The organism is Streptomyces sp. NPDC107581 (assembly GCF_055657175.1).
In genome coordinates, this window is record NZ_JBVKBH010000006.1 from 369,638 (window position 1) to 395,046 (window position 25,409).

The following is a 25,409-nucleotide window of genomic DNA, read 5'->3' on the forward strand; positions in this document are numbered from 1 at the left end:
GAAGTCTATGCCCCGCCACTGACACACGCGGGCGATCCGGACGTACCTTCGTGCGGGAACCGGGCACTCCCGCGTGGCGTCGCCCGTTGGAGACGGCGGAAGCGCCGTACCCCTTCCCACCCGTTTTCCCACCCGTTCTCCCACCCGTTCATGCACCACCCGTCCTGCACCAGGAGGCACCCCGCGATGTCGGTCCCCCAGCTCAACGACGAGCAGCGCGGCGAGGAGATCCTCGCCGTCTTCGACACCGCCTTCGGCCGGCTCCTGGCCGCCGACCCGGCCGCGTTCCGGGTGAAGTTCCGCAAGATGGCGGCCTCGGCGTTCGCGTTCTACCGGGGCACGGCGGCCCTCTTCTACCACGACCTCGACGCCGAGAAGCGCGGCGGCCCGTACCTGGACGACCGCACCTCGCGCGTGTGGATCCACGGCGACCTGCACGCCGAGAACTTCGGCACCTACATGGACTCCAACGGCCGCCTGGTCTTCAACGTCAACGACTTCGACGAGGCCTACGTCGGCCCCTTCACCTGGGACCTCAAGCGGTTCTCCGCCTCCATCGCGCTCATCGGGTACGCCAAGGCGCTCAGTGACGAGCAGATCACCGAGCTGGTGACGGTCTACGCGGCCGCCTACCGCGACCGCATCCACGCCCTGGCCACGGGTGCCAAGAGCGACGAGGTGCCGCCGTTCACGCTGGACACCGCGCAGGGCCCCCTCCTGGACGCGCTGCGTGACGCCCGCTCGCTGACCCGCTTCGAGCTGCTGGAGTCGATGACCGAGATCCGCGAGTTCGAGCGCCGTTTCGCACCGGGCGGCGGCTCCATCGAGCTGGACGCGGCCACCCGCTACAAGGTCCTGGCCGCCTTCGACGGCTACCTGGAGACGCTGCCGGACTCCTCGCTGGCCCGCCCCGACTCGTACCGCGTCAAGGACGTCGTGGGCCGCCGCGGCATCGGCATCGGCTCGGCGGGCCTGCCGTCGTACAACATCCTCCTGGAGGGCCACAGCGACGCCCTGGAGAACGACGTCGTCATCTACATCAAGCAGGCCCAGACCCCTGCCGTCTCCCGGCACATCACCGACCCGGCCATCGCGGAGTACTTCCAGCACGAGGGCCACCGCACGGTGATCTCCCAGCGCGCCCTGCAGGCGCACGCGGACCCGTGGCTGGGCTGGACCGAGCTGGACGGGGCGGGCCAGCTGGTCGCCGAGGTCTCCCCGTACGCGGTCGATCTGGACTGGGGCGACATCGACGACCCGGAGGAGATCGCGGCCGTCGTCGCGGACCTCGGCCGGGCCACGGCCACGATGCACGCGGCGGCGGACGACACCTCCGGCGAGTCCCTGGTGCCGTTCTCCACCGAGCGGGCCATCGACGCGGCGCTCGCGGCCGACGAGGAGGGCTTCGCGCCGCTCCTGGTGGACTTCGCGCACGGTTACGGCGCACGCGCGCGTGCCGACCACCAGATCTTCGTCGACCTGTTCCGCAACGGCCGGATTCCGGGGCTGTAACCTTCGCGCACTCACAGGCACCCTTTAGGGGTCCCTTAACCACGTACGTGACACACTCTCCTTTCGCTATGGACATCTCCGGGACCCAGCTCAGAGCCGTGCGCGCGGCGCTGTTCACGGCTGTCGTCGTGACGCTCGGCACCGCGTCGCACGTGCTGCTGTCCCGGGCCCCGCTGCCGGTCGCGACCGTGGCCGCGGTCACCGCCGGTGTCTTCGCCGGCGCGTACGCGCTGGCGGGCCGCGAGCGCGGCTTCGGGCGGATCGCGGCCCTGCTGATCCCGCTGGAGCTGGCCGCGGACACCGTGTTCACCACCGGCCAGCACGCCTGCTACGGCAGGGCGGGCGGCCCGGTCGCAGGCCCCCTGCGCGCGGTCGGACTCGACGTGCTGTGCCAGGGCGGTGCCGTGGGCACCCCGCTGGCCCAGGTGACCGGTGCCCGCGGCCGTCCCGAGGCGCTGCTCGCGCACGCCAGCCCGGCCGCGGCCTGGCTGCTGCTCGCCGTGCACATCGGTGTGGGGCTGCTGGCCGCCGCCTGGCTGCGCCGGGGTGAGCGGGCGCTGGCCCAGCTGCTGCGTGCGGTCGCCGCCACGGGCTTCCGGCCGCTCCTGCTGGCGGTGGCCGCCGGCACCGTACGGCTGTCCCCGGCGCATCGTCTGCCGCGTCCGGCCCCTCGGCCTGCCGCGGCCCGCGATCTGCTTCTCGTGCACTCCCTGGGACGGCGGGGACCGCCGTGCTCAACGGCGTTCGCCTGAGCACGACCAGTCCCCCACACGTATCCCGCGTACGACGTGTGCGCGTCCCACATGGAGATCACCGACATGAGCAAGCGAAACAGCCAGGCGTCGAAGACGGCGGCCCGGGAGCGGCTGCGCGCGGAGCGCGAGCGCCAGGCCAAGCGCGACAAGGCCAGGCGGCAGATCGTCGTGGCCGCCTCGGTCGTGGCCGTACTGGCCGCCGCCGGCGGCATCGGCTACGCCGTCGTCCAGATGAACAAGCCCAGCTACTGGGAAGGCCTGAAGGACGCCAAGGTCGTCGCCCCGGCCAACACCACGGGCGCCAAGGGCACCACCGTCGTCATCGGCAAGGACACGGCCAAGAAGACCCTCAAGGTCTACGAGGACCCGCGCTGCCCGGTCTGCTCCGAGTTCGAGCAGAGCGTCGGCACGACCGTGAAGAAGGACATCGACGACGGCAAGTTCAAGATCCAGTTCGTCGGTGCCACGTTCATCGACAACCACGACAACGGCGTGGGCTCCAAGAACGCGCTGAGCGCGCTGGGCGCCGCGCTCAACGTCAGCCCCGAGGCGTTCCTGGAGTACAAGAGCGCGCTCTACTCGGCGAAGTTCCACCCGGACGAGACGACCGACACGTTCAAGGACGACTCCTACCTCATCAAGGTCGCCGACACGGTCCCCGCGCTGAAGAGCAACACGAAGTTCCAGGACGCGGTCAAGAAGGGCACCTACGACGCCTGGGCGATGGCCATGTCGAAGACCTTCGACGACAACAAGGACGGCGTGACGGGCACCCCGAGCTTCGTCATGGACGGCAAGAAGCTCGTCGCCGACAGCAAGGGGAACCCGCCCATGTCGGTCGCCGACTTCAACAGGGTGGTGGACGCGGCCCTGAAGGGCTGATTTTCCGTCAGATACTGAGCACCGCGTGAAGAGCGGGCGAACTTTCGAAGTTCGCCCGCTCTTACGCATACCAATCGGTAGAACCGCTCAGTAACCTGATCGGCCGTGACCAGTCGATACAGATCATTTTCGGCCTCCGAGGGCACCAAGTCCCTCTCGCCCCGCCGCCGCACGGTCGTCAAGGCCGCGGCGGCGACTGCTGTTCTGGCCGGCCCGCTCGCCGCCGCCCTTCCCGCGCGCGCTGCCGGCCAGGCTCCCGCCTTCCTGCACGGTGTCGCCTCCGGCGACCCGCTGCCCGACGGCATCCTGCTGTGGACCCGGGTGACCCCCACCGCGGAGGCGACACCGGGTTCCGGTCTCGGACCCGACACCCAGGTGAGCTGGGTCGTCGCCACGGACAAGGCGCTGACGAACGTCGTCAGCAAGGGCTCCACGACCGCCACGGCCGCCTCCGACCACACCGTGAAGGCCGACATCCGCGGTCTGGCCCCGGCCACCGACTACTGGTTCCGCTTCTCGTCCGGCGGCACCGACTCCCCGGTGGCGCGCACCCGCACCGCGCCGGCGGCGGACGCCGCCGTGTCCGGCCTGCGCTTCGGCGTGGTCTCCTGCGCCAACTGGGAGGGCGGCTACTTCTCCGCCTACCGCCACCTCGCGGCCCGCAGCGACCTGGACGCCTGGCTGCACCTCGGCGACTACATCTACGAGTACAAGTCCGGCGAGTACGCGGCCCGGGGGACGGTCGTGCGTCCGCACGAGCCGGCGAACGAGATCATCACGCTCACCGACTACCGGATCCGGCACGCGAAGTACAAGACCGACCCGGACCTGCAGGCGCTGCACGTGAAGGCGCCGGTCATCGCTATCTGGGACGACCACGAGTTCGCCGACAACGCCTGGTCGGGCGGTGCGGTCAACCACACCGAGGGCGCCGAAGGCACCTGGACGGCCCGGCAGGCCGCCGCCAAGCAGGCCTACTTCGAGTGGATGCCGGTCCGTCCCGCGATCGCCGGCACCACCTACCGGCGGCTGCGCTTCGGCAAGCTCGCCGACCTGTCCCTGCTGGACCTGCGTTCCTTCCGCTCCCAGCAGGCCTCCACGGCCAGCGGCTCGGTGGACGACCCGAACCGTACGATCACCGGCCGGGCCCAGCTCGACTGGCTGAAGGCCGGGCTGAAGGCCTCCGACACCAAGTGGCGGCTGGTCGGCAACTCGGTGATGATCTCGCCGTTCGTCATCGGCTCCCTCACCGCCGACCTGTTCAAGCCGCTCGCCAAGCTGATGGGCCTGCCCCAGGACGGCATAGGCGTCAACACCGACCAGTGGGACGGCTACACAGACGACCGCCGAGAGCTGCTGGACCACCTGCGCTCCAACGCCATCGGCAACACCGTCTTCCTGACCGGTGACATCCACATGGCATGGGCCAACGACGTCCCGGTGGACGCGGGCACCTACCCGCTGTCGGCCTCGGCGGCCACCGAGTTCGTGGTGACCTCGGTGACCTCCGACAACCTCGACGACATCGTGAAGGTCCCCGAGGGCACCGTCTCCGCGATCGCCTCGCCGGTCATCAGGGCGGCCAACCGGCACGTCCACTGGGTGGACACCGACCGCCACGGCTACGGCGTCCTGGACATCACCGCCGACCGCGCGCAGATGGACTACTACGTGCTGTCCGACCGCACGAACGCCAACGCGACCTCCAGCTGGGAGCGTTCGTACCGCACCCGCAGCGGCACGCAGAAGATCGAGCGCACCTACGACCCGGTGTAACCGCTACCCCAGCCCGCCGAGGCCGTCGAGGAAGCCGAGGGCCACCCGCCAGGTGGCCTCGGCGGCCTCCCGGTCGTAGTCCGGCAGTTCGGGGTCGGTGTAGAGGTGACCGGCGCCCGCGTACCGGTAGACCTCCACATCGGCGCCCGCCCGGCCCATCTGGAGATACCAGGCGTTCAGCCAGTCGTCCGTCTCGAACGGGTCCGGCTCGGCCACGTGCAGCTGCACCGGCAGGTCGTCGGCCCGCGTGTTCGGCGCGATGTCCGAGGTTCCGTGCAGGAGGAGCAGGCCGCGTGCCTTCTCGTCACCGAGGGCCAGCGTCTGCGCGATGGAGGCACCGAGCGAGAATCCCGCGTAGACGAGCCCCCGCTCCGAGTAGGGCGCCGCCGCCAGCACCGCCCGCTTCAGCAGCTCCTCCTTGCCGATCCCGTCCTTGAACTCCATGCCCTCCTCGACCGTGTCGAAGGTGCGCCCCTCGAAGAGATCCGGCGTCCACACCTCGTGGCCCGCCGCACGCAGCCGGTCTGCGGCCTCGCGCACCGCCGACCTGAGCCCGTAGGCCGAGTGAAAAAGCATGATGTTCATGAAGCCATGGTGCCAGCCGGGTGCGCTGCCGACTCACCGCGCCCGTACCCCGGTGCGCCGGGAACACACAGGTTCATGACCCTGCCGGACCGGTTAGGCGCGGAGACATGGAGAACGTACTCCGCCCCCTGCTCGTGATCGGCGGCTCGGTGCTGCTCACCCTGGCCATCGGCTGGGCCACCGACCGGTTGCTGCGCAAGGCCGACGAACGAAACCCCGAGACCCCGCTGTGGGACCTGCTGCGGCGCGGCCGCGTCCCGTATCAGCTCGTCCTGTGCGCCGCCATGCTCCGGGGCTCCTACGACCAGGCGAAGCTGCTGGAGCGGCACCAGGTCGGCGTGGGCCGGGCCCTGACGCTCGTACTGATCGGGTCCGCCGCCTGGCTGGTGATCCGGATCGCCTCGGCGATCGTCGAGACCTCCTACAGCCGCTACGCACGCGCCAACCGGGACGCCGCCCGGGTGCGCCGGGTCCGCACCCAGGTGGAACTGATCATGCGGGTGGTCTCCGCGATCGTCATCGTGATGGCGAGCGCGTCGATGCTGCTGACGTTCCCGGCGATGCGCGCGGCCGGTGCCTCGCTGCTGGCCTCCGCGGGTATCGTCGGTATCGTGGCGGGCGTCGCCGCCCAGTCGACCCTGTCGAACATGTTCGCCGGGCTGCAGATCGCCTTCGGCGACATGGTGCGCATCGGCGACACCGTGGTGGTGGACGGCGAGTGGGGCACGGTCGAAGAGATCACGCTGACCTTCCTGACGGTTCGGACCTGGGACGAGCGCCGGATCACGATGCCTGTGTCGTACTTCACCTCCAAACCCTTCGAGAACTGGTCGCGGGGCACCCCGCAGATGACGGGCACGGTCTTCTGGCATCTGGACCACAGCGCTCCGATCGAGGCGATGCGCGACAAGCTCCGCGACATCCTGCGCCAGTGCCCGGACTGGGACGGCCGCAGCTACGGTCTGCACGTGACGGACACGACCCCGAACACCATCCAGGTGCGCGCCCTGGCGACGGCGAAGGACGCGGACGGCATCTGGACGGTCCGGGTCACCGTCCGCGAGCAGATGATCACCTGGCTGACCGCGGAACACCCCCACGCCCTGCCCCGCGTCAACACCGCGGACGCGGTCCCGCCGCCGTCAGTGCCCACGCTCGGCACCGCCGTTGACCTGGATGATCTGCGAGGTGACGTGTCCGGCGCCGGGTGAGGCCAGCCAGTGCAGGGTGGCGGCCACGTCCCCCGGCGTCCCGGCCCGCCCGGTCGAGGTTTCCGCGATGAGCCGCTCCTGGCGTGCCGCGTCCATCGCGTCGCCGAAGAATTCGGTGTCCTCGATGTATCCGGGTGCCACCACGTTCACGGTGATGCCGCGCGGGCCGAGCTCGCGGGCCAGGTCATGGGCGTACGGGTGCAGCCCCGCCTTGGCCGCCGCGTACGCGCTGCTGCCCGAACCCCGGTAGGCGGCGATGGAACTGAGGAAGAGCACCCGGCCGCCGGGCTCGGCGAGCCGGCCCTTCAGGGCCTCGGTGAGGAGAGCGGCGGTCAGGACGTTCAGCCGGAAGTTGACCGTCCAGTGGTGGTACACCCGGTCGAGTGGGTCCTCGCTGCCGGCCGGGGGCTCCAGGTGCCCGGCACCGCCCGCGCTGTGCACGAGCACGTCCACGGTGCCGAGCTCCTCGGCGACGAACCGGGCGACGCGGCGCACGTCACCGGGCTCGGTCAGATCCGCCGCACAGGTGAGCGCCCCGGGCACCCCGGACTTCTCCAGCACCTCCGCGCGGCGCCCGAGCAGCAGCACCCGGTCCCCGTCCGCCGCGAAGGCCTGCGCCGTCACGAGCCCGATGCCCGTACCTCCACCACTGATCACAATGTTGCGAGTCATGATCCGAGCGTACGGACCGCCGCCGGCACAGGCCTCCGGATATCCACAGCCCCGACCCATTCGTACGACAGGTGTCCGGATACGGCCGGCGCACAGCACAGCACAGCACCACACAGCACCGCATCGCATCGCAGCGCCGCGGTCGGTCAGCGCAGGCTGCGCACATCGAGATGCCTGAGCACCCGGTCCACGACCTCGGGATCCGCCCCCGATTCGCTCCGTGCGGACAGCACCTCGTGCCGCGCCGCGCTGAGCATCTCGCTCTGGATCCGCCGCACCCGCTTCAGCCTCCGCGCTCTTTGGTGGTGCGCCTCCCGCCGCTCCTCCTCACCCATGTCCGGGCTGATCCGGATCCCGATGTCGAAGGCCCGCCGCAGCATCTGCTCCTGCAGCTCTTCCGGCAGCTCCTCCACCTGCTCGATCTCCCGCAGCCTCCGCTTCGCCGCCTTCGCCGCCCGTCGCGCCAGCTCCTTCTCGAACTCCTTCTCCCGCTCCGAGTCGGCGCGCACCCCGAGCCGCTTCACCAGCCAGGGCAGCGTCAGGCCCTGCAGCACCAGCGTGGCGACGATCACCCCGAAGGCGATGAACACGATCTCGTCGCGGTCGGGAAAGGGAGACCCGTCGTCGGTCCTCAGCGGAATCGCGAGCGCCAGCGCCACCGAGGCCACCCCGCGCATCCCGGACCACCACATCACGACGGTCTCCCGCCAGCTCATCGGGATCTCCTCGTCATAGTCCCGCCGGGCGTGCAGCCGCTTGGTCAGCCAGGTCGCGGGCATCAGCCACAACAGCCGGACGAGGACGACGACCCCGACGGTCATGGCCGCCCACCCGAGCAGCTCGCCCCAGCGCCCGGACGCCGTCCTGATCGCGTTGTGCAGTTCGAGGCCGATCAGCCCGAAGGCGACACCGGTGACGAGGGTGTCGACGATGTCCCAGAAGGCGTACCCGGCCAGCCTGGTCATCACGTCGTCGGCGTCGGTGGCGTACTCGGCGAGGAAGAGGGCCGTGGTGAGCACGGCGAGCACCCCGGACCCGTGCAGTTCCTCCGCGAGCACGTAGGAGGCGTAGGGCACCAGCAGGGTCAGCCCGATCTGCAGGGTCGCGTCGCCGAGCAGGTCCATCAGCTTGTTCGCGCCCCAGCCCAGCACCAGCCCGACGACGAGCGCGACCACGGCGGACAGGACCAGGTCCAGCCCGGCGCGCCACGCGGAGAACTCCCCGCTCACCGCGGCGGCGATCGCCACGTGGTACAGCACGATGGCCGTGACGTCGTTGAAGAGCCCCTCGCCCTCCAGGATCGACACCAGCCGTCGGGGCAGTCCGAGCTGCCCGGCGACGGCGGTGGCGGCGACCGGGTCGGGCGGGGCGATCAGCGCACCCAGCGCCACGGCGGCGGCGACCGGCAGTCCGGGCACGATCGCGTGGGCTACGGCCGCCACGCACAGCGTCGTCACGAAGACCAGGGCGACGGCCAGCAGGAAGATCGGCCGTCTGTTCGCGGCGAACTGCCGCCACGAGGTCCGCCGTACGGCGGCGTAGAGCAGCGGTGGCAGCAGTCCGGGGAGGATCAGCTCGGGCGGGATGTCCACGTCGGGCACGAAGTCGGCCACTGCCAGGAACCCGCCGAGCACGGTCATCAGCACCGGCGCCGGCAGTCCCAACCGGTCCCCCACCGGCACACTCACCAGGGCCCCGAGCAGCACCACGAACAACAGAGCCAACTGATCCAAGGCCGGCGCTCCGGGAGTCGACGATCACACGGCAGACCCCCAGCCTGCCACGGCCCCCGCCGCCAGCCGCTGCGGCGCCCTCGGCGGCAGGGCGCGCCGCAGTGCCTACAGGGCGCGCCGCATCGCCCGGTGCGGGATCCCGGCGTCCGGGAACTCCGGGCCGTACGTCTCGTACCCGAGCCGTTCGTAGAAGCCCAGGGCCTGGGTCTGCGCGTGCAGGTCCACCGCCGTCAGGCCACGGGCGCGTGCCGCGTCCTCGATGGCCCGCACCAGGGCCACGCCGACGCCCAGTCCTCGCGCCGCGCGGGTCACGGCGAGCCGGCCCAGGGAGCCCACACCGGCGTCCGCGCCGGTCTTCGCCACGGCCGCCTCGCCGTGCAGCAGCCGTCCGGTGCCGAGCGGCACACCGTCCTCGCGGACCGCCAGCACATGCACGGCGACGGCGTCGTAGGCGTCGTACTCGATGTCCTGCGGGACACCCTGTTCGACGACGAAGACCTCCTTGCGCACCGCGAAGCAGGCCTCACGGTCGGCGGGGTCCTCGGCGGTCCGGACGGCGTACGGCGTGCTCACGCGTACGTCTCCTCGCGCACCTGCTCCAGAGCCTGCTGCAGGTCCTCCGGGTAACCGCACTCGAACTCCACCCACTGCCCGTCCCCGGGGTGCTCGAAGCCGAGCCGTACGGCGTGCAGCCACTGCCGGGTCAGGCGCAGCCGCTTGGCGAGGGTCGGGTCGGCGCCGTAGGTCAGATCGCCGACACAGGGGTGGCGGTGGGCGGACATGTGGACGCGGATCTGGTGGGTGCGCCCGGTCTCCAGCTTCACGTCCAGCAGGGACGCGGCGCGGAAGGCCTCGATGAGGTCGTAGTGGGTCACCGAGGGCTTGCCCTCGGCCGTGACCGCCCACTTGTAGTCGTGCTGCGGGTGCCGGCCGATCGGGGCGTCGATCGTGCCGCTCGTCGGGTCCGGGTGGCCCTGGACGAGGGTGTGGTAGCGCTTGTCGACCGTGCGCTCCTTGAACTGGCGCTTGAGCGACGTGTACGCGTACTCGGACTTGGCGACCACCATCAGGCCCGAGGTGCCGACGTCGAGGCGGTGCACGATGCCCTGGCGCTCGGCGGCGCCGGAGGTGGAGATCCGGTACCCGGCGGCGGCGAGACCGCCGATCACGGTCGGCCCCGACCAGCCCGGCGAGGGGTGCGCGGCCACGCCGACCGGCTTGACGATGACGACCACGTCATCGTCGTCGTGCACGATCTCCATGCCCTCGACCGGCTCGGCGACCACCTGTACGGGCGCGGGCGCCTGCGGCATCTCGACCTCGAGCCAGGCCCCGCCGTGCACCCGCTCGGACTTGCCGACCACCGTGCCGTCGACCTGCACCTTGCCTGCCCCGGCCAGCTCGGCCGCCTTGGTACGGGAGAAGCCGAACATGCGGGAGATGGCGGCGTCGACGCGCTCGCCCTCCAGGCCGTCGGGCACGGGCAGGGTACGGATCTCGGGAATCGTGCTCACCCGTCGAGTATGCCGGACGGGTCCGACAGCCTCGTACGAGAGCTGTCCCGGACGGGTCCAACAGTCCCGTACGGGAGCTGTCCCGGACGGATCCGGCAGTCCCGTACGAGAGCCCGGCGGCCTCAGTCCCTGTGGGGACGGGGACGGTGGCCTCAGTCCTTGCGGACGTGCCGTCAGTCCTTGTGGACGGTGCCGTCCGGGTCCAGGCCGCGGAAGGAGAGCAGCACGATCAGGATGCCGCCGCACACGATCGCCGAGTCGGCCAGGTTGAACACCGCGAAGCCCTTGGGCGCGATGAAGTCCACGACCTCGCCCTCGAAGATCCCGGGGGCCCGGAAGATCCGGTCGGTGAGGTTGCCCAGCGCGCCGCCGAGCAGCAGGCCGAGCGCGATCGCCCAGGGAAAGCTGTAGAGCTTGCGGGCCAGACGGATGATCACCACGATCACGGCGGCCGCGATCAGTGTGAAGATGATGGTGAAGGCCGCGCCGAAGCCGAAGGCCGCGCCCGGGTTGCGGATGGCGTTCAGCTCCAGCAGGTCCCCGACCAGCTGGATCGGCGCGTGGTGCTCCAGCTTCGCGACCACGAGCATCTTGCTGACCAGGTCGAGGGCGTAGGCGAACGCGGCCACCGCGAACAGCACGGCGATCCGGCGCCCGCGCCCGGTCAGCCGCTGCGCCGGCGCCTCTTGCGCGCGGGAGCCGGACGCACCGGACCCGGCGGGCGCCGCCGTCTGCTCGCCGCTGTCGTCCGGGGTGTCCGGCGTACCGATGATGCGCTCCGCCTCTGCCACGTGAGTCCCTCAACCTAGATGCCTGACTGAGGACGAGACTACGGCACGCCTGTGCGGACCCCGGAGCTCAGGAGCGGCGCTCCTGCTTCTGCTTGCACTCCACACAGAGGGTGGCCCTCGGGAACGCCTGCATGCGGGCCTTGCCGATGGGGTTGCCGCAGTTCTCGCACAGGCCGTAGGTGCCCGCGTCGAGCCGCTCCAGCGCGCGCTCGGTCTGGATCAGCATCTCGCGCGCGTTGGCCGCCAGCGCCATCTCGTGCTCGCGCGTGATGTTCTTGGTTCCGGTGTCGGCCTCGTCGTCACCGGCGCCGTCCCCGGAGTCCCGCATCAGGCCCACGAGGGACTTCTCGGAGGAACTGATCTCGGTCCTCAGGCGCAGCGCCTCGGCCGTCAGCTCCGCGCGGGCCTCCGCGACCTCTTCCGGGGTCCAGGGGTCCTCACCGGGGCGCACCGCCAGCTCGCCGGGCTCCACCGCGGCGCCGCGCGCCTTGGGAACGGCGGTCTGCTCCGCCGTGGCCGTGCCAGGAGTTTTCTTCGCAACCACTGTCGTGGCTCCCGTCTGCTTCGCGGCCCGTGCCGCGCCCGCTTTCTTGGCCGTGCTCTTCTCGGCCGCCCCCGTGGAGACGTCCCCGGCGGCCGTCCTGCGCGTGCCGGCTTTCCTCCCGCCCGCCGCCTTCGCGGCCGTCTGCCCGGCGGCCGCCTTCTTCGCCACCGCCTCCTTCGCTGCACCCTCCCCCGCGACCGCCTTCTTCGCACCCGCCTTTTCGGCGGTGGCCTTCTTGGCAGTCGTCTCCTTGGTGCTCGCCTTCCTGGCCGGTTTCTCGGCGGCCGTCGCCTTCACGGCAGCCTTCTTGCCTGCCGTCTTCACGGACGCCGTCTTCGAGGGGGCGCTCTTCCCTGCGGTCACCTTCTCGGCCACCGATTTCTCGGGTGCCGCCTTCTCGGCTGCTGCTTTCACGGCTGTCTTCCCGACTGCCGCCCTTTTCGATGCTGCCTTCCTGGCCGGTGCTTTCTCGGCCGGTGTCTTCTCGGCCGCTGTTTTCTCGGCCGGCTCCTTCTCAGTGGCGGTCTGCCTGGCCGCGGCCTTCTTCACGGCCGTCACCTTCTTCACGGCATCGTGTGCGTTCTTCCTGCCGCCGGCTCTTCTGGCCTCGCCACCTGAGGCAGCCGTACCGCCGGAGACGGTCGCGCCCCTGGTGCGGCCGGTCGCCGGCTGCTGTACGGCGGTCTTCTTCGCCACCATGGCCGCGACCCCTTCACATATTGTGATCTTGCACGCGAATCGTGCTGGGACGATAAATCGACTTGAGTCCCGCGGCAACGGGGCACGCCGCCCGATTCGCGGTCCCCGCGCCCCCCGCGCAGCGGACCTGCATGCGTTGTGCCCAGCTCCCCGCCGGGTAATCCGCCGGGCCGGACGTCCCGGGACGCGAGCGCCCGCCCCCTCGCCATTCGGGTCACCCGGCGCCGTCGCGCACGGACCGCCCGCACGCCGGAGAAAAGCGGTCGGCCGCTGTCCGCGAGGAGCCGTACACTGGGCGGAGCGAAAGGCGTGGATGGGGACGAGTAGCGGCGTACGCAGCCCAGAGCGACCCGGGGACGGTGTGAGCCCGGGGGCGAGCGCGACGTGAAGATCACCCCGGAGCCGCCGGAAGAAAGCCGTGGAGGACCTGCCACGGCCGGTAGAGCCGGCTTCGCGACCCCAATGAGGGGGCTCACCGGCGTGTACGGCGCGGCGGAGGGCCAAGGAGGGTGGTACCGCGGGAGCGCGCCGCACACGGCGTAGACAGGAACGAAGGCTCTCGTCCCTCCGACGGAAGGCAGCAAGTCCGTTGGAGGATGCTCGCAGATGACAGCGCCGACGTACCGCCAGGTGCCCGCCCAGGTCGACCTGCCCGCGCTTGAGCACGCCGTGCTCGACTTCTGGCGCGACCAGAAGATCTTCGCCAAGACCCTGGAGCAGTCCGAGGGCCGCCCGGAGTGGGTGTTCTACGAGGGCCCGCCCACCGCCAACGGCATGCCCGGCGCCCACCACATCGAGGCGCGCGTCTTCAAGGACGTCTTCCCCCGCTTCCGCACCATGCGCGGCCACCACGTGGCCCGCAAGGCCGGCTGGGACTGTCACGGCCTGCCGGTGGAACTGGCCGTCGAGAAGGAGCTGGGCTTCTCCGGCAAGCAGGACATCGAGGCGTACGGCATCGCCGAGTTCAACGCCAAGTGCCGCGAGTCGGTGACCCGGCACACCGATGCCTTCGCCGCGCTGACGACCCGCATGGGCTACTGGGTCGACCTGGACGACGCCTACCGGACCATGGACCCCGAGTACGTGGAGTCGGTCTGGTGGTCGCTGAAGGAGATCTTCACCAAGGACCTGCTGGTCCAGGACCACCGCGTCGCCCCCTGGTGCCCCCGCTGCGGCACCGGCCTGTCCGACCATGAGCTGGCCCAGGGCTACGAGACGGTCGTGGACCCGTCCGTGTACGTCCGTTTCCCGCTCACCTCCGGTCCGCTGGCCGGGCAGGCCGCGCTCCTGGTGTGGACGACGACCCCCTGGACCCTGGTGTCCAACACGGCGGTCGCCGCGCACCCGGAGGTCACCTACGTCGTCCTGACGAAGGGCGCGGAGAACCCCGAGAAGCTCGTCGTCGCCGAGCCGCTGGTCGCCAAGGCGCTCGGCGAGGGCTGGGAGCCCACCGGCCAGAGCTTCACGGGCGCCGAGATGGAGCGCTGGACGTATCAACGTCCGTTCGAGCTCGTGGAGTTCCCGGAGCCCGCCCACTACGTGGTGAACGCGGAGTACGTCACCACCGAGGACGGTACGGGTCTGGTCCACCAGTCCCCGGCCTTCGGTGAGGACGACCTCCGGGTCTGCCGCGCGTACGGCCTGCCCGTGGTCAACCCGGTCCGCCCGGACGGCACCTTCGAGGAGGACGTCCCGCTGGTCGGCGGCGTCTTCTTCAAGAAGGCGGACGAAAAGCTCACCGAGGACCTCCAGCAGCGCGGCCTCCTCTTCAAGCACATCCCGTACGAGCACAGCTACCCGCACTGCTGGCGCTGCCACACCGCGCTGCTCTACTACGCACAGCCCTCCTGGTACATCCGCACCACGGCGATCAAGGACCGCCTGATCCAGGAGAACGAGAAGACCAACTGGTTCCCGGACACGGTCAAGCACGGCCGCTTCGGCGACTGGCTGAACAACAACATCGACTGGGCGCTGTCCCGCAACCGCTACTGGGGCACCCCGCTGCCGATCTGGCGCTGCGAGGACGACCACCTCACCTGCGTCGGCTCCCGCGCGGAGCTGACCGAGCTGACCGGCACCGACCAGTCGGGCCTCGACCCGCACCGCCCGTACATCGACGAGGTCACCTTCGCCTGCCGTCACGACGGCTGCGCCAAGACGGCCACGCGCGTGCCGGAGGTCATCGACGCCTGGTACGACTCGGGCTCGATGCCGTTCGCGCAGTGGGGCTACCCGCACAAGAACAAGGAGCTGTTCGAGAGCCGCTACCCGGCGCAGTTCATCTCCGAGGCCATCGACCAGACGCGAGGGTGGTTCTACACCCTCATGGCGGTCGGCACCCTCGTCTTCGACAAGTCGTCGTACGAGAACGTCGTCTGCCTCGGCCACATCCTCGCCGAGGACGGCCGCAAGATGTCCAAGCACCTGGGCAACACCCTGGACCCGATCCCGCTCATGGACCAGCACGGCGCGGACGCGGTGCGCTGGTTCATGGCGGCCGGCGGTTCGCCGTGGGCGGCGCGCCGGGTGGGCCACGGCACCATCCAGGAGGTCGTGCGCAAGACGCTGCTGACGTACTGGAACACGGTCGCCTTCCAGGCGCTGTACGCCCGCACGTCGGACTGGGCGCCGAGCGCGGCGGACCCGGCCCCGGCCGAGAGGCCCGTTCTCGACCGCTGGCTCCTTTCCGAGCTGCACGCGCTCACCGACCAGGTGACGCAGGCGCTGGAGGCGTACGACACCCAGCGCGCCGGCAAGCTGCTGTCCGCGTTCGTCGACGACCTGTCCAACTGGTACGTCCGCCGCTCGCGCCGCCGCTTCTGGCAGGGCGACAAGGCCGCGCTGCGCACGCTGCACGAGGTGCTGGAGACGGTCACCAAGCTGATGGCCCCGATCACCCCGTTCATCACCGAGCGGGTGTGGCAGGACCTGGTCGTGCCGGTGTCCCCCGGCGTCCCGGACTCGGTCCACCTGGCCTCCTGGCCCGAGGCCGACCTGTCGGCGATCGACCCGGAGCTGTCCAGGCAGATGGTCCTGGTCCGCCGGCTGGTGGAGCTGGGCCGCGCCACGCGCGCGGAGTCGGGCGTCAAGACGCGCCAGCCGCTGTCCCGGGCCCTCGTCGCCGCCGCCGGCTTCGAGGCGCTCGACCCCGAGCTGCACATCCAGATCACGGAGGAGCTGAACGTCTCCGGCCTGGCGTCCCTGTCCGAGGTCGGCGGCTCCCTGGTGGACACGACGGCGAAGGCCAACTTCCGCGCCCTGGGCAAGCGGTTCGGCAAGCGGGTGCAGGACGTGGCCAAGGCCATCGCGAACGCCGACGCGGCCGCGCTGTCCCTCGCCCTGCGTGAGGGCACGGCGTCCGTGGAGGTCGACGGCGAGACGGTCGCCCTCGCCCCGGACGAGGTGATCATCACCGAGACCCCGCGCGAGGGCTGGTCGGTCGCCTCGGACTCCGGTGCCACGGTCGCGCTGGACCTGGAGATCACGGAGGAGCTGCGGCAGGCGGGCCTGGCCCGTGACGCGATCCGGCTGATCCAGGAGGCCCGCAAGAACAGCGGCCTGGACGTCGCCGACCGGATCGCGCTGCGCTGGACCTCCACGGACGCGGCCGTCGTCGCGGCCCTGGCCGAGCACGCCGGACTGATCGCCGAGGAAGTCCTGTCGACGGACTTCGGCCAGGGCGAGGCGGACGACACCTACGGCGAGCCGTTCACGGACGAGGGCCTGTCCCTCACGTTCCGGCTGCGCAAGGCGTAAGCGGCACCAGCCCGGGAAGGGCCCGGTTCCCCCAGGGGAGCCGGGCCCTTCCCCGTTTCCGGCGGCCTTCCGACAAGTCAGTTCGAAGGGTCCGGCCCCGGCGATGCCGACGGGGGGCGGTCCGGCGGTCGGCGCACCGTTCGGCCGCCTCGGCGGGGTCGTCCGCGTCGCCGGGATCCTGGTACGGCATGTCGATCTCGCAGTCGGCGGATGCCCGCCCAGGCCTCCCACCGCCGGATCGGCTCGGGTGTCCGGCCGCCCCGGGGGACCGTCCGTTCCGTCAGGGCGGTCACGCCATGGCACCTGGGTCGACATCCTCGTCAACACGCGTAAAAAGGGCGGGACCCCGGACCGAAGTCCGGGGTCCCGCCCTGAACGCTGCCGACGCCGTTGTCGTACTAGTGTCCGCGGCCCGTCAGTTGTCGTCCTCGTCGATCAGGAACCCACGCATCGGCGAGGGAGCCTGGCCCATCGGGGACGGACCCTGCGGACGGACCGGAGCCATGGGCTGGGTCATCGCCGGGGTCATCTGCTGCTGACCGCCGTAGGACGGAGCGGACGGCGCGGGAGACCCACCCATCGTCTGGTTGCCGCCGTAGGACGGGCTGCTCGCACCGGCCGGAGCCATGGACGGCGCCGGGGACGGCGGGAGCGAGGCGGTGGCCGGGGTGCGCGGCGGCGCCAGGGAGTCGTCGGCCTGCGTCTCCAGCTGGCGCAGCTGGGACTCCAGGTACGACTTCAGGCGCGTGCGGTACTCGCGCTCGAAGCCGCGCAGGTCCTCGACCTTGCGCTCCAGCGTGGCGCGCGCGGACTCCAGGGAGCCCATGGCCACGCGGTGCTTCTCCTGCGCGTCCCGCTCCAGGGCGTCGGCCTTGGCACGAGCGTCGCGCTCCAGACCCTCGGCGCGGCTGCGGGCCTCGCCGACGATCTTGTTGGCCTCGGAGCGGGCCTCGGCGATCGCCTGGTCGGCGGTCTGCTGGGCCAGCGAGAGGACTCGGGCGGCGCTGTCGCCACCAGGGCCCTGACCGGGCATGCCCGGGCCGCCCATCGGGCCACCCATGGGACCGCTCATCTGCTGCTGCATGGGCGGCTGACCGCCCATGGGGCCCTGACCCATCGGACCCTGACCCATCGGACCCTGGCCCATCGGACCCTGGCCCATCGGACCGGGACCCTGCGGGCCGCCCTGACCGCCGGGGCCGGCGGGCAGCTGCGGAGCGCCGCTGGGCAGCTGGGGCGGACCACCCATGGGGCCACCCATCTGCTGCTGCGGCGGGCCCGATATGCCGGCGGGCACCGGCGCGCCGGGACCTCGCATCCCCTGCTGGGGAATGCCCTGCTGCTGGTCCTGTTCCGGAGGCTTGCGCATGTTCTGCTGGTTCTGGGCAGCAGCGCGCGTGGCCGCGGCCAGCTTGGCGCGCAGGTCCTCGTTCTCACGGAGCAGACGGGTCAGTTCGGCTTCGACCTCGTCGAGGAAGGCATCGACCTCGTCCTCGTCATAGCCTTCTCGGAGGCGGACGGTCGTGAACTGCTTGTTCCGCACGTCCTCGGGGGTCAACGGCATCTCTTCACCTCAACGTAGTCATCGGCAGTCGGCAAGACCGTATCGTCCACTCTCATCACACGAAGCTCCGCGCGACGGAGATGAGGATGTAGACGATGATCATCAGTACGAAGAAGGACAGGTCGAGCGCCACGCCCCCGAGACGCAGCGGCGGAATGAACCGCCGCAGAAGCTTCAGCGGTGGATCGGTGACAGTGTAGGTGGCCTCCAGGACGACCACCATCGCCTTGCCGGGTTGCCACGAGCGGGCGAACTGGAAGACATAGTCCATGACCAACCGGAAGATGAGCACGACGAGGAACACCATCAGCGCGATGTAGATCACCTGCGCGAACACGCTCATGGCCTGGACTTCCCTCTCCCCTGTTCCATGCTTCCTACCGGTGGTACGTCTCAGCTCTGGTTGAAGAACCCGCCCTCTGCGATGCGGGCCTTGTCCTCCGCCGTGACATCGACGTTAGCAGGAGACAACAGAAACACCTTCTGCGTCACCCGCTCGATGCTGCCGTGAAGACCAAACACCAAACCGGCCGCAAAGTCGACAAGTCGCTTCGCGTCTGTGTCATCCATCTCAGTCAGATTCATGATCACCGGGGTGCCCTCACGGAAGTGTTCCCCGATGGTACGGGCTTCGTTGTAGGTCCGCGGGTGAAGCGTGGTGATCCGGTACGGCTCTCGTTCGGACACAACCTTGGGCATGATCACCGGCGCGTTCTTCTCCAGGGACTGGCGTTCTTGTGTGATGGATGCCACGGGCGCGATCCGCGCCGGACGTCCGGATTCCGCGGCGAGCGAAGTCGAACGGGCCACCGATTCGCGCGGCGCGGGCGGTTGCACGATTCGCACCTCTTCGTCCCTTTGGGACTGGTGTGCACTGTGCGACTGGTGTGACGATTCATTCCGTCGGTGGTCCCGCTCGGGCTCCGGGTCCAGCTCGGGCTCGAAATCGTCATCGGGGTCGAATCCGCGGCCGTCGTACCCATCGTCCTCCACGAGGCCGAGGTAGACCGCCATCTTGCGCATCGCGCCGGCCATGCTCTGAGTCCTCCGCTCTGTGGTGGATCGACTGACTAATGCCAAGTGCCCGCGATCCACGAGGTCGTTGCGCCCGCCTTCACGGGCACTGACCATATTTTCTGCTGTGGTCCGACTTCTTGGCGACGTTACCCGAGCCTGGGGCGGACTCCGAGTACCGCGGTACCGACGCGCACATGTGTCGCTCCGGCAGCCACGGCCTGTTCGAGGTCCGCACTCATCCCTGCCGACACCATGGTTGCAGCCGGATGAGCCCGGCGCAGGTCGGTCGACAAATCCATGAGCCGCCCGAATGCCGCCTGTTCGCGTCCCGCGTACTCTCCGGTGAGCGGGGCGACGGTCATCAGCCCGTCGAGCCGCAGTCCCGGGGCCCGGGCCACGAGGTCGGCCAACTCTTCGATTCCCGCGGGCGCGACGCCACCGCGCTCGCCCCGCCCGCTCGCGCCGGCGTCGAGCGCGACCTGGAGCAGACAGCCCAGCTCGCGCTCCGCCCGCACGGCCTCCTTCGACAGCGCCGTGACGAGTCGATCGCGGTCCACGGACTGCACGACATTCGCGTAACCGACCACGGAACGCACTTTGTTGGTCTGCAATTGACCGACAAAATGCCATGAGAGGGGCAGATCCGCGCAGGCGGCCGCCTTCGGGGCGGCGTCCTGGTCGCGGTTCTCGGCGACATGGCGCACACCGAGCTCCGACAGAATCCGCACATCGCTCGCCGGGTAGGTCTTGGTGACCACGATCAGGGTCACCTCCTCCCGCCCGCGCCCGGCGGCCGCACAAGCGGCGGCGATGCGCTGCTCCACTTTCGCCAGATTTGCGGCGAGTTCGGTCTTACGGTCCGTCATGCCCCATCAGTCCAGCCAGACATAGCCTGCGAGACGCCCCGTGGTGCGGTCGCGGCGGTACGAGAAGTGGTCTCCGGACTCCAGCGTGCACACCGGCGAGTGCGCCCGGTCACACACCCCGAGCCGGTCGAGCTGCGCGTGCACTCCGGCGCTCACGTCCACCGCGGGTGTGCCCCAGCTCGTTTCGGCGTGCGCCGCCGGCTCGACGGCGGCCACCTCGGCGCGCAGCTGCTCCGGCACCTCGTAGCAACGGCCGCACACGGAGGGTCCGGTGCGGGCCACGATCCGTGCGGGTTCGGCACCCAGCGACTGCATCGCGTCGATCGCGGCGGGCACGATCCCCTTGACCATGCCGGGCCGCCCGGCGTGGGCCGCGGCGACCACCCCGGCGACCGGGTCGGCCAGCAGGACCGGCACACAGTCGGCGGTCAGGACGGCAAGGGCGAGGCCGCGGGCCGCGGTCACCAGGCCGTCCACCTCCGGAGTGAGCCGCGTCGTCCACGGCCCCTCGACCTCGGCCACGTCGTTGCCGTGGACCTGGTTCATCCAGACCACCCGGGCCGGGTCCAGGCCGAGAGACCCGGCGGCCAGATCCCGGTTGGAGCGCACCGCGGCGGGATCGTCCCCGACCGCTCCGCCGAGGTTGAGCTCCTCATACGGAGCGGCGCTCACCCCGCCCCACCGGTCGGTGAAGGCGAAGTGCGCGCCGCTCACGCTCTCGCGCTGTCCTATCACTTCAGGAAGTCCGGCACGTCCAGCTCCTCGGCCGCGCTGTCCGAGTAGGTCCGCGGCGCCGGCGGGACCGGCGGGGCGACCGGGATGTCGGCCGCCGGCTCGGGCGCCGCCTCCGGCTCCTCCTTCGGGGTCACGCTGCCGAGCGACCCGAAGGACGGGCGGCTCTCCGGCTGCCGGGCCGGAGCGGGCTCCTCGCGGCGTGCCGGGGTCGACGAGGGCGAACTCGAGGTCGAGCCGAGGACGTTGTCCCGGCGGGCCGGCGGCTGGCCGCCGTCGAAGCCGGCCGCGATCACGGTGACCCGGACCTCGTCGCCGAGGGCGTCGTCGATGACCGCGCCGAAGATGATGTTGGCCTCGGGGTGGGCGGCCTCGCTGACCAGCTGGGCGGCCTCGTTGATCTCGAAGAGACCGAGGTCCGAGCCGCCGGAGATGGACAGCAGCACACCCCGGGCGCCGTCGATGGACGCCTCCAGCAGCGGCGAGGAGATGGCCATCTCGGCCGCGGCCACGGCGCGGTCGTCGCCGCGGGCCGAGCCGATGCCCATCAGGGCCGACCCGGCCTCGGACATGACCGACTTGACGTCGGCGAAGTCGAGGTTGATCAGGCCGGGGGTGGTGATGAGGTCGGTGATGCCCTGAACGCCGGAGAGCAGGACCTGGTCGGCCGACTTGAAGGCGTCCAGGACCGAGACCTGGCGGTCCGAGATGGACAGCAGCCGGTCGTTCGGGATGACGATGAGGGTGTCGACCTCTTCGCGCAGCTCGGCGATGCCGTCCTCGGCCTGGTTCGCACGGCGCCGTCCCTCGAAGGTGAACGGGCGCGTGACCACGCCGATGGTGAGGGCACCGAGCGAGCGTGCGATGTTGGCCACGACGGGCGCGCCGCCGGTGCCGGTGCCGCCGCCTTCACCGGCCGTCACGAAGACCATGTCGGCCCCCTTGAGGACCTCCTCGATCTCCTCGCGGTGGTCCTCGGCGGCCTTGCGGCCGACGGCCGGGTTGGCGCCGGCCCCGAGTCCACGGGTGAGTTCGCGGCCGACGTCGAGCTTGACGTCGGCGTCGCTCATCAACAGCGCCTGTGCGTCCGTGTTGATGGCAATGAACTCGACGCCCTTGAGACCGACCTCGATCATCCGGTTGATGGCATTGACACCACCGCCGCCGACACCGATGACCTTGATGACTGCGAGGTAGTTCTGCGGTGCTGCCACGTCGAAGGCCTCTCGCCTCGAATTACGTTGTCGCCGCCGAGCGGTTCCCCGCGCCGGGACGACGGATGCCGAATGGGACGGTCCGAACGCCGACCCGAACCCTAACCCTGAAGTTTAGGGTTACCAGTGTGTCTGTTCCCTGGAGTCTTCTGAACAGGACACTAAGTCGACAAGTGGCGCCCGTTCAACGAACACGCCGAACCTCCCGTTTTTCTTTTCACCCTATGTGATCAGCCGTAGCAGTGCCCAACCAGGGTGCTGGCCTGCGCTGATGTGCGTCAACTCCCCGCTGACGCAGGGGCGGTGGGGACGCTGACGTCGAAGTGCCGGGCGCCGGGAGCTGCTTTCATGAGAGCTGTGAGAGCCCGTGCCTTGGCGCGGCCGCTCTCCCCGCTACCCCATGCCACCGTCCGGCCGCCGCCCAACTCCAGCGAGATGTCGTCGTAGGAACGGACTTGGAGGCTCCGCGTCTCCTGGGCGACCGCGGCCGGCAGTTCACCGGCGACCCGGACCGCCTCGCGCACCAGCCGGTCGGTGCCGAAACGCCGGAAGCTCGCGGCGCCGGAGCCCTTCCGGGACGCGGTCAATTCCAGCAACGGAACTCCTTTCGGTGCCTGCGAAACCGTAGCGAAACGGACACCTTTGTCATCGACTTCGACAAAGTTCCCGGCTTTTCGGGCCAGCAGCACCGGAGTGCGTTCGGTCACTTTCAGGCCGATTCCGTGGGGCCAGGCACGGACGACGTCAACAGTGTCGATTCGGGGCAATTTCCGGCGAAGTCGGGCTTCGATGGCGCCCGTATCGACGGAAATCAGCGGCTCTCCGAGCGGTACGGAGGCAACCTCGCGGACCTCGGCGGGGGTCAGCACGAGCGTCCCGGAGACCGAGACATGCTGCACGCGCAGCCACTGGGAGCCGTACAGCACCCAGACGGAGCCGCCGCCGAGGAGCGCGAGGGTGATCACCAGAATGACGATCATACGAAGGCGGGCTTTCCTCAACCTCCGTGCGGGCGGCGGGCCGGACGACTCGTGCTGACGGTCACCGCGCTCGGCGGTCGTCGGTCCGGCCACGCTCACTGCCCTTTCGTCATACGGTCCTAACGGCGCGAGGCGATGGCCTCGTACACCATGCCGACGAGCAGGTCGTCGGCGTCCCGGCGGCCGAACTCACCGGCCGCGCGGGACATCTCGTACAGCCGGTGCGGATCGGCGAGCACGGGCAAGACGTTCTGCTGCACCCACTCGGGCGTGAGTTCCGCGTCGTCGACCAGGAGCCCGCCACCGGCCTTGACCACCGGCTGGGCGTTCAGCCGCTGTTCGCCGTTGCCGATGGGCAGCGGAACGTAGGCGGCCGGGAGTCCGACGGCGGAGAGTTCGGCGACGGTCATCGCGCCCGCGCGGCAGAGCATCATGTCGGCCGCGGCGTACGCGAGGTCCATCCGGTCCAGATAACCTACCGGGATGTAGGGGGGCATTCCCGGCATCTGATGCACTTGCGGCAGTTCGTTCTTCGGGCCGACCGCGTGCAGGATCTGGATTCCGGCCTGCTGGAGCCACGGGGCGACCTGCTGGACCACCTCGTTGAGGCGGCGGGCACCCTGGGAGCCGCCGGAGACGAGCAGCGTGGGCAGGTTCGGGTCGAGGCCGAAGCGGGCGCGGGCCTCGGGGCGGGCGGCGGCGCGGTCCAGGGTGGCGATGGCGCGGCGCAGCGGGATGCCGATGTAGCGGGCGTCACGCAGCTTGCTGTCCGGGGTGGAGACGGCGACCCGGGCCGCGTACCGCGAGCCGATCTTGTTGGCCAGGCCGGGCCGCGCGTTGGCCTCGTGGATCACGATGGGCACACCGAGGCGCTTGGCGGCCAGATAGCCGGGCAGCGCGACATAGCCGCCGAAGCCGACCACCGCGTCGGCCTTGGTGCGCTCCAGGATCTGCTCCGCCGCCTTGATCGTGCCGCGCAGCCGGCCCGGGACGGTGATCAGCTCGGGCGTGGGCTTGCGGGGCAGCGGCACCGCGGGGATCAGCGCCAGCTCGTAGCCGCGCTCCGGAACGAGCCGGGTCTCAAGGCCCCGCTCCGTGCCCAGGGCCGTGATCCCCACGGTCGGGTCCTGCCTGCGCAGGGCGTCCGCGAGGGCGAGCGCGGGCTCGATGTGGCCGGCGGTCCCCCCACCAGCGAGTACGACATGCACCGAAATTCACCGCTCTCCGGACGAGCGCGCCGCCGAGGCACGCCGTCGCATCGTGTTCCATCTCCGAGGCCCCCGCTCAGCACCGGGGCCTCCCGCCCGCTTTCTACCAAAGCGAGGTTGCCGCATCGCAAGCGCCGCCCGCGCACCGGGCTCGTCGCGCGCGAAGGCGATCAGCAGTCCGATGGCGAACATGGTCGGCAGCAGGGCGGACCCTCCGTAGGAGAACAGCGGGAGGGGGACGCCGGCGATCGGCAGCAGTCCGAGCACCGCACCGATGTTGATCACTGCCTGAGCGGTGATCCAGGTGGTCACGCCTCCCGCGGCATACCTCACGAAGGGGTCCTCCGTGCGTCCGGCCACGCGGATACCCGCATAGCCTAGAGCCGCGAACAGGGCGAGTACCGACAGCGTCCCCGCCAGGCCCAGTTCCTCACCGGTGACGGCGAAGATGAAGTCGGTGTGGGCTTCGGGGAGTTGTCCCCATTTTTCCACACTCGCGCCAAGGCCGGAGCCGAAGAGCCCGCCGGAGGCCAGGGCATAGATGCCGTGCACGGCCTGCCAGCAGTCGGCGACCCCGGATTTGGGCTCGGTGGCGCCGATGCAGGCGAGCCGGGCCATCCGGTTGGGGCTGGTCTTGATGAGGAGCACCCCGATCGCGCCGGCGATCGACAGCACCCCGGCGAACAGCCGGGTGGGCGCGCCCGCGAGCCACAGCAGGCCGAAGAGGATCGCGGTGAGGATGATCGCGGTGCCCATGTCGCCGCCCAGCATGATCAGCCCGAGCAGCAGGAAGGCGACCGGGACCAGCGGCACCAGCATGTGCTTCCACTGGGTCAGCAGCTTCTTCTCCTGCTTGCGGGCGATCAGGTCGGCGCCCCACAGCACCAGGGCGAGCTTGCCGAACTCGCTGGGCTGGATCTGGAAGGAGCCGCCCAGGGAGATCCAGTTCTGGTTGCCGTTGACCGCCATCCCTATCCCCGGCACCTGCACCAGGGCCATCAGGAAGACGGCACCGGCGAGGATCGGGTAGGCGAGCGCCCGGTGCAGCTTGACCGGCATGCGGGAGGCGACGAACAGCAGTGCGCCGCCGATGACCGCCGCCAGGAACTGCTTGCGGAAGAAGTACGACCCGGGCAGCGACAGCTGCAGCGCGGTGATCTGGGAGGCCGAGTAGACCATCACCAGGCCCAGCACGGTGATCAGCACGCTGCCGCCGACGATCAGGTAGTAGGCGGTGAGCGGGCGGTCCCAGGCCTTGCGCGCGCGCAGGTAGAACCGCAGCAGGGAGCTCTCGCGCGACGGCCGGGAGAGAGCGGGGCGCCGGGCCGCCCGTTGCACGGGCGGCCGGCCGGTGCGGCTACCGGGCATCAACGCCTCCACTGAACGTCAACCGTC

The 25,409-nt window shown here is 70.4% G+C and carries 22 protein-coding genes; 6 read left to right on the plus strand and 16 right to left on the minus strand.

All coding sequences use genetic code 11. The annotated features are described in order from the left end of the window. Positions 1-186: 186 nt before the first annotated feature. The 4 genes from ACZ7P3_RS17850 (at position 187) to ACZ7P3_RS17865 (ending at position 4,925) form a co-directional block, all read left to right on the plus strand. Positions 187-1,512 carry a DUF2252 domain-containing protein gene (locus ACZ7P3_RS17850; protein ID WP_472082611.1) on the plus strand — a complete coding sequence of 442 codons (1,326 nt, stop codon included), beginning with the start codon at positions 187-189 and terminating at the stop codon, positions 1,510-1,512. A 68-nt stretch (positions 1,513-1,580) separates the two neighbouring features. Continuing rightward, a complete protein-coding gene (locus ACZ7P3_RS17855) occupies positions 1,581-2,264 on the plus strand; it encodes a hypothetical protein (RefSeq protein ID WP_472082613.1) in 684 nt (227 codons plus the stop codon). 66 nt (positions 2,265-2,330) lie between these two features. After that, positions 2,331-3,149 (plus strand): thioredoxin domain-containing protein, encoded by an 819-nt coding sequence (locus ACZ7P3_RS17860; RefSeq protein WP_472082615.1) that lies wholly within the window; start codon positions 2,331-2,333, stop codon positions 3,147-3,149. 105 nt (positions 3,150-3,254) lie between these two features. Next, a complete protein-coding gene (locus ACZ7P3_RS17865; protein WP_472082617.1) occupies positions 3,255-4,925 on the plus strand; it encodes an alkaline phosphatase D family protein in 1,671 nt (556 codons plus the stop codon). A gap of 3 nt (positions 4,926-4,928) precedes the next feature. Here the strand turns inward: ACZ7P3_RS17865 and ACZ7P3_RS17870 are convergent, their stop codons facing one another. Continuing rightward, on the minus strand, positions 4,929-5,510 hold the full coding sequence (locus ACZ7P3_RS17870; RefSeq protein ID WP_472082619.1) for a dienelactone hydrolase family protein: 582 nt from the start codon (positions 5,508-5,510) through the stop codon (positions 4,929-4,931). A gap of 107 nt (positions 5,511-5,617) precedes the next feature. On the opposite strand from ACZ7P3_RS17870, the gene ACZ7P3_RS17875 reads away from it, so the two are divergent. Further along, positions 5,618-6,721 carry a mechanosensitive ion channel family protein gene (locus tag ACZ7P3_RS17875; protein WP_472082621.1) on the plus strand — a complete coding sequence of 368 codons (1,104 nt, stop codon included), beginning with the start codon at positions 5,618-5,620 and terminating at the stop codon, positions 6,719-6,721. Here the strand turns inward: ACZ7P3_RS17875 and ACZ7P3_RS17880 are convergent. The 6 genes from ACZ7P3_RS17880 to ACZ7P3_RS17905 form a co-directional block, all read right to left on the minus strand. Continuing rightward, entirely contained in the window at positions 6,653-7,393 is a 741-nt protein-coding gene (locus ACZ7P3_RS17880) for an SDR family NAD(P)-dependent oxidoreductase (RefSeq protein ID WP_472082623.1), read from the minus strand. The two genes, ACZ7P3_RS17875 and ACZ7P3_RS17880, sit on opposite strands and share 69 nt — an antisense overlap. Before the next feature lie 146 nt (positions 7,394-7,539). After that, the gene (locus ACZ7P3_RS17885) at positions 7,540-9,126 is read right to left on the minus strand and encodes a Na+/H+ antiporter (protein WP_472082625.1); all 1,587 of its coding nucleotides are present in this window, start codon (positions 9,124-9,126) and stop codon (positions 7,540-7,542) included. A gap of 105 nt (positions 9,127-9,231) precedes the next feature. Further along, entirely contained in the window at positions 9,232-9,699 is a 468-nt protein-coding gene (locus ACZ7P3_RS17890) for a GNAT family N-acetyltransferase (RefSeq protein ID WP_472082627.1), read from the minus strand. Beyond that, positions 9,696-10,640 (minus strand): RluA family pseudouridine synthase, encoded by a 945-nt coding sequence (locus ACZ7P3_RS17895; RefSeq protein WP_472082629.1) that lies wholly within the window; start codon positions 10,638-10,640, stop codon positions 9,696-9,698. The genes ACZ7P3_RS17890 and ACZ7P3_RS17895 overlap by 4 nt, the downstream gene beginning before the upstream one ends. 173 nt (positions 10,641-10,813) lie before the next feature. Then, positions 10,814-11,431, minus strand: coding sequence for a signal peptidase II (gene lspA, locus ACZ7P3_RS17900; RefSeq protein ID WP_472082631.1), 618 nt, complete (start codon positions 11,429-11,431; stop codon positions 10,814-10,816). A gap of 67 nt (positions 11,432-11,498) precedes the next feature. Further along, positions 11,499-12,674: a TraR/DksA C4-type zinc finger protein gene (locus ACZ7P3_RS17905; RefSeq protein WP_472082633.1), complete on the minus strand. Its 1,176-nt coding sequence runs from the start codon at positions 12,672-12,674 to the stop codon at positions 11,499-11,501. Between the two features lie 606 nt (positions 12,675-13,280). On the opposite strand from ACZ7P3_RS17905, the gene ileS reads away from it, so the two are divergent. Then, complete coding sequence (gene ileS / locus ACZ7P3_RS17910) at positions 13,281-16,433, plus strand: isoleucine--tRNA ligase (protein ID WP_472082635.1); 3,153 nt, start codon at positions 13,281-13,283, stop codon at positions 16,431-16,433. Between the two features lie 415 nt (positions 16,434-16,848). Here the strand turns inward: ileS and ACZ7P3_RS17915 are convergent, their stop codons facing one another. The 9 genes from ACZ7P3_RS17915 to ftsW all read right to left on the minus strand — a co-directional run bounded on the left by ACZ7P3_RS17915 (position 16,849) and on the right by ftsW (position 25,382). Beyond that, positions 16,849-17,997 (minus strand): DivIVA domain-containing protein, encoded by a 1,149-nt coding sequence (locus ACZ7P3_RS17915; RefSeq protein ID WP_472082637.1) that lies wholly within the window; start codon positions 17,995-17,997, stop codon positions 16,849-16,851. Between the two features lie 55 nt (positions 17,998-18,052). Then, positions 18,053-18,340, minus strand: a complete 288-nt coding sequence (locus ACZ7P3_RS17920) for a YggT family protein (protein ID WP_393881282.1) — start codon at positions 18,338-18,340, stop codon at positions 18,053-18,055. A 50-nt stretch (positions 18,341-18,390) separates the two neighbouring features. After that, positions 18,391-19,032 carry a cell division protein SepF gene (locus ACZ7P3_RS17925; protein ID WP_472082639.1) on the minus strand — a complete coding sequence of 214 codons (642 nt, stop codon included), beginning with the start codon at positions 19,030-19,032 and terminating at the stop codon, positions 18,391-18,393. 128 nt (positions 19,033-19,160) lie between these two features. Further along, a complete protein-coding gene (locus ACZ7P3_RS17930; RefSeq protein ID WP_472082641.1) occupies positions 19,161-19,880 on the minus strand; it encodes a YggS family pyridoxal phosphate-dependent enzyme in 720 nt (239 codons plus the stop codon). Positions 19,881-19,886: 6 nt separating this feature from the next. Then, the gene (gene pgeF, locus ACZ7P3_RS17935) at positions 19,887-20,615 is read right to left on the minus strand and encodes a peptidoglycan editing factor PgeF (RefSeq protein ID WP_472082643.1); all 729 of its coding nucleotides are present in this window, start codon (positions 20,613-20,615) and stop codon (positions 19,887-19,889) included. Further along, positions 20,612-21,826 carry a cell division protein FtsZ gene (gene ftsZ / locus ACZ7P3_RS17940; RefSeq protein WP_472082645.1) on the minus strand — a complete coding sequence of 405 codons (1,215 nt, stop codon included), beginning with the start codon at positions 21,824-21,826 and terminating at the stop codon, positions 20,612-20,614. The genes pgeF and ftsZ overlap by 4 nt, the downstream gene beginning before the upstream one ends. A gap of 278 nt (positions 21,827-22,104) precedes the next feature. Continuing rightward, a complete protein-coding gene (locus tag ACZ7P3_RS17945; RefSeq protein WP_472082647.1) occupies positions 22,105-22,899 on the minus strand; it encodes a cell division protein FtsQ/DivIB in 795 nt (264 codons plus the stop codon). A 26-nt stretch (positions 22,900-22,925) separates the two neighbouring features. Beyond that, positions 22,926-24,014, minus strand: coding sequence for an undecaprenyldiphospho-muramoylpentapeptide beta-N-acetylglucosaminyltransferase (gene murG, locus ACZ7P3_RS17950; protein WP_472082649.1), 1,089 nt, complete (start codon positions 24,012-24,014; stop codon positions 22,926-22,928). A 6-nt stretch (positions 24,015-24,020) separates the two neighbouring features. Continuing rightward, on the minus strand, positions 24,021-25,382 hold the full coding sequence (ftsW, locus tag ACZ7P3_RS17955) for a putative lipid II flippase FtsW (RefSeq protein WP_472082651.1): 1,362 nt from the start codon (positions 25,380-25,382) through the stop codon (positions 24,021-24,023). Between the last annotated feature and the right edge of the window lie 27 nt (positions 25,383-25,409).

Coding starts and splice junctions, on each gene's coding strand:
- ACZ7P3_RS17925 (WP_472082639.1), bottom strand. CDS start 19,032: ATGGCCGGCGCGATGCGCAAGATGGCGGTCTACCTCGGCCTCGTGGAG.
- ACZ7P3_RS17920 (WP_393881282.1), bottom strand. CDS start 18,340: ATGAGCGTGTTCGCGCAGGTGATCTACATCGCGCTGATGGTGTTCCTC.
- ACZ7P3_RS17930 (WP_472082641.1), bottom strand. CDS start 19,880: ATGACGGACCGTAAGACCGAACTCGCCGCAAATCTGGCGAAAGTGGAG.
- ACZ7P3_RS17855 (WP_472082613.1), top strand. CDS start 1,581: ATGGACATCTCCGGGACCCAGCTCAGAGCCGTGCGCGCGGCGCTGTTC.
- ACZ7P3_RS17860 (WP_472082615.1), top strand. CDS start 2,331: ATGAGCAAGCGAAACAGCCAGGCGTCGAAGACGGCGGCCCGGGAGCGG.
- ACZ7P3_RS17875 (WP_472082621.1), top strand. CDS start 5,618: ATGGAGAACGTACTCCGCCCCCTGCTCGTGATCGGCGGCTCGGTGCTG.
- ftsW (WP_472082651.1), bottom strand. CDS start 25,382: ATGCCCGGTAGCCGCACCGGCCGGCCGCCCGTGCAACGGGCGGCCCGG.
- ileS (WP_472082635.1), top strand. CDS start 13,281: ATGACAGCGCCGACGTACCGCCAGGTGCCCGCCCAGGTCGACCTGCCC.
- ACZ7P3_RS17915 (WP_472082637.1), bottom strand. CDS start 17,997: ATGCCGTTGACCCCCGAGGACGTGCGGAACAAGCAGTTCACGACCGTC.
- ACZ7P3_RS17850 (WP_472082611.1), top strand. CDS start 187: ATGTCGGTCCCCCAGCTCAACGACGAGCAGCGCGGCGAGGAGATCCTC.
- ACZ7P3_RS17905 (WP_472082633.1), bottom strand. CDS start 12,674: ATGGTGGCGAAGAAGACCGCCGTACAGCAGCCGGCGACCGGCCGCACC.
- ACZ7P3_RS17870 (WP_472082619.1), bottom strand. CDS start 5,510: ATGAACATCATGCTTTTTCACTCGGCCTACGGGCTCAGGTCGGCGGTG.
- ACZ7P3_RS17880 (WP_472082623.1), bottom strand. CDS start 7,393: ATGACTCGCAACATTGTGATCAGTGGTGGAGGTACGGGCATCGGGCTC.